The 4,218-nt window shown below is 43.1% G+C and carries 1 pseudogene; it reads left to right on the top strand.

Features of this window, described 5'->3' with window-relative positions:
* A pseudogene (locus WMO25_RS15500) lies at positions 1-4,218 on the top strand (DUF6531 domain-containing protein); the annotation flags it as partial.

Here is a 4,218-nt window from a genome sequence, read left to right as displayed (position 1 = left end):
TGCAGTTACCATGACAGATCCACTTGGAAATGTAACCTCGAACAGTTACGATGCGAATGGTAATCTGACTTCTAAGACAGCAGCCGATGGCGGTGTGACCGCTTATACACTGGATGGCGTGGGAAATATTACAGCAAGTACTGACGCACTGGGGAATACCACCACTTATACTTACGATAAGATGTACAACATGACCAGTGGTACAGATCCGAAAGGAAATCAGATCAGCTACGTTTATGATAAGAATTATCAGCAGGTCAAAGCAACCGATGCAAAAGGAAATACAATTACTTATAAGTATGACAGCATGGGACGTGTCATAGAAGAGAGTAATAAAGATTTTGGAACAAAGCTCTATGAATATGACAAAGCAGGAAATCTGAAAAAATATACCGACGGAAATGGAAATGCAACCGTATCCAAGTTTGATTCTCTTGGACAGGTGCTTCAGTCCAAAGATGCAGTTGGTAATATAACCAAATATGAATATGACGCATTAGGAAATGAAACCAAGATTACTTATGGAGATGGAAGCAGCCATTCCAAGGAATATGATAACTGCGGAAGACTCGCTAAAGAGACAGATGAATTAGGTGCAGTTACCACTTATACTTATGATGCGGCAGACAATCTGGTATCAAAATCAGATGACAGTGGAAGAACCTGGACTTATACCTACGATAATACAGGAAACCGCTTAAGTGAAACCAACCCAGAAAGTGGAACTACCACATATACTTATGATAAAGCAGGAAATCTGGTATCTTCTACCGATGAAGAGGGAAGAACAGATACTTATGCTTACGACAAGGCAGGAAATCTGACTTCATCCAAAGATGCCCTTGGATATACCGTATCCATGAAGTATGACTTAAATGGAAATCTGGTATCCTCTACCGATGAAAATGGAAATACCAGTACCATGACTTACGATGGTAATGGAAACATGACATCGGTAAGCGATGCAAAGGGCAACATTACAGCAATGAAATATGATTCCACCGACAATCTGGAACAGACGGTGGACGCCCTGAAAGGAAAGACCACTTACGAATACGATTCACAGGGCAACAGCACAAAGATGACGGATGCCCTCGGCAATGCGTACAGCTATGTGTATGATAAAGAGGGAAATAACACATCCATAATACTGCCGACAGGGGACAAGGTGCTGATGGAGTACGATGCCATCGGACAGCTTGTAAAATGTACGGATGCACAGGGACTCGTAATTACCTATCAGTATGACGGAGCAGGCAACCTGATCCATTCCTCCGACAATGGTGGAAACAGCATGGATTATACTTATGATGGTGCCGGAAATGTACTGACACAGACCGATGAACTTGGCAGGACAGCAACATACAAGTACGATCAGTACGGCAGACTCCTGAAACTTACTGAAGCAGACGGAAGTACCACATCTTATGAATATGATGTTATGGACCGCATTACAGCGGTAACGGATGCGGAAGGTCATAAAACAACCTTTACCTACGATAAAGTCGGCAACCAGTTATCCATGACAGAAGAAGAGGAAGCCACATATAAATACGCTTACGATAAGAAAGACCGGGTTATTTCTCAGACAAATCCACTGGGAGCATCCAGCACCTTTAAGTATGACGGAAATGATAATGTGACGGAATCTGTCGATGAAAACGGTACGGTTACCAAGTATGCTTACGATAAAAATGACAATCTCGTATCCCAGACAGACGGAAATGGAAATACGACAACCTACCAGTATGATGAACTGGACCGCAAGATCGGTGAGACTTCTCCGTTAAAAGAAACAAATGAATACCGTTATGATGCCATTGGAAATCTTACCAAATCAAAAGATCCGATGGGACTTATTACGGAATACAAATATGACAGCTTAAGTAATCTGACGGAACAGATCTCTCCAAAGGGAGCAGTTACCAAATATGATTACGACAAGCATGGCAATGTCATTTCTGTAACGGATGCAAAGGGAAATGAGACACAGTACAGTGTTGACCTGAATGACAATGTCACAAAGATGACACAGGCGAATGGCGGAGAGTATACCTACAGTTATGATAAAGCCGGACGTCTGAAGAGTATGACCAGTCCACTGGGTTATACTAAAAATTTCTCTTATGATAAAGTGGACAACGTGGTAAAAGAAAGCGACAGCTTAAAGAGTACCACCACTTATACTTACGATAAGCTCCATAACATGAAGTCTTCTACCAATGCACTGGATGGAACAACCAGCTTTTCTTATGATAAGTATGGCAATCTGGTGAAGGAGACAGATCCGCTTGGACGGAGCAATACCTACAGTTATGACCTGGCAGGTCAGATGACTTCTGCAGCTGATCCGCTTGGTAAGATAACTGCTTACACTTACGACCCGGCAGGAAATATTACTGAGATCACCAAACCGGGTGGAAGAAAGACCAGCTATGGATATGATAAGAATTATAATGTGACATCTGTAACAGATCCGATGGGCTATGTTGCAAAGACAGTCTACGATAAAGACAACCGTGTAACAGAAGAGACCGATGCACTGGGGCAGAAGGAATCCTATACCTATGATAAGGACAGCAGGGTAACTTCTATTACAGACAAGCGTGGATTCACAACGGGATTTGATTACGATGCACATGGGAATATTCAGGTTGTTACAGATAAGACCGGATTAAAGAGCCATCTGGAATATGACAAGAATGACAACCTGACCAAAGTAACTGATGCCCTTGGCGGTGTAACAACTTATGGTTACGACAACATGGATAACCTGGTGACCTTCACCAATGCAGCAAATAAGACAACGAATTATACTTATGACTTAGAAGGCAACCTGACATCCATCAAAGATCCGGCAGGAAGAACGGAGAAATTCGACTATGATGAAAAAGGCAGACTGACCGGACATACACAGGCAAGCGGCAAGAAAACCACGTATGATTACGACAAACTGAATGACCTGTTGGAGAAATCTTATCAGGACGCAAAAGGCGAGACATCCGAAAAGGACGTGACCTACGCATATAACAGTGCCGGGGAACGGGTATCCATGAAGGATCAGACAGGCAAGAGCAGCTACGAATACGATGCACTTGGAAGAATCACCAAAGTGACAAGCGGTTCGAAAAAGGATGTCAGCTACGTTTATGATGACGCAGATAATCTGCAGGCAATCGTATACCCGGATGGGACAAAGGTCAGCTATGAATACGATTTAAATGACAATCTGGTAAAATTGACAGACCGTAATAGAAAAGTAACCACTTACAAGCATGATGCGCTGAACCGTGTGACAGAAGTCGTTAGAAGCAACGGAACAAAGACGGAAGTGTCTTACGATGCAGAAGATCATATTACAAAGATTGTCAACACCTGTGGTTCATGTGGAAAAGTAATCAGTACTTATGAGTACAAGTACAATGATCAGGGATATGTAGTGGGAGAAACAGCTACAGAACTGGAAGCAGGAACAAGAAAGATGCCAAGCTGGGAAGACTGGTACAACTGGGGCGATACACAGAAAGAGACAGACAAAGCAGACTGTGAGCATCAGGAAAAAGAGATCCAGACAACACGTACTTATGAGTATGATGACAACTGGGAACTGACACGCTGTACAGAAAAAGCAGAGGGCGGTAAAAAGACAGTCCATAATTATACGTATGACAAGATCGGAAACCGGACTTCTTATGAGAAGATCGAAGATGGTGTCAGCAAAGCAAAATATAACTACAAGTACAACGATTCCAACCAGCTCATCAAACGCACCAATGCAAAGATCTGGGGCGATCCGGGAACAACCTACAGCTATGATAAAGATGGCAATCTGATCCAGGAATGTGATAAGACAAACAGTGCAGATCCGGTTACTTATGAATACACAGCAGAGAATCGTCTGGCAGTCGTAAAACAGGGTGGAACAGTCCTGATGGCAGCCATGTACGATGGAGATAACAACCGGGTATTCGAACTTGATAACACCTATAAATGGGAAGACTGTTATGGCGATGAAGTCCTGATCCCGGAGAACCAGCGTACCGAAGATGGGAACAGCCCGAAAGAGCAGCTTGCATCTCTGGTAAAAGGTGGTTCAAATGCTAAAGGTTATACACTGACAGAGTATATCAACGATATCAATCGTGAAAATACAGAAGTCCTCGCAGAGTATGGGGCAGACGAGAAAGTCCGTCAGGCTTATACTTATGGAGAAAGTGG

The organism is Coprococcus intestinihominis (genome assembly GCF_040096555.1).
Lineage (GTDB): Bacteria > Bacillota > Clostridia > Lachnospirales > Lachnospiraceae > Coprococcus_A > Coprococcus_A intestinihominis.
The sequence above is the reverse complement of the archived record's forward strand: the minus strand, read 5'-3'. Positions and strand labels throughout refer to the sequence as shown.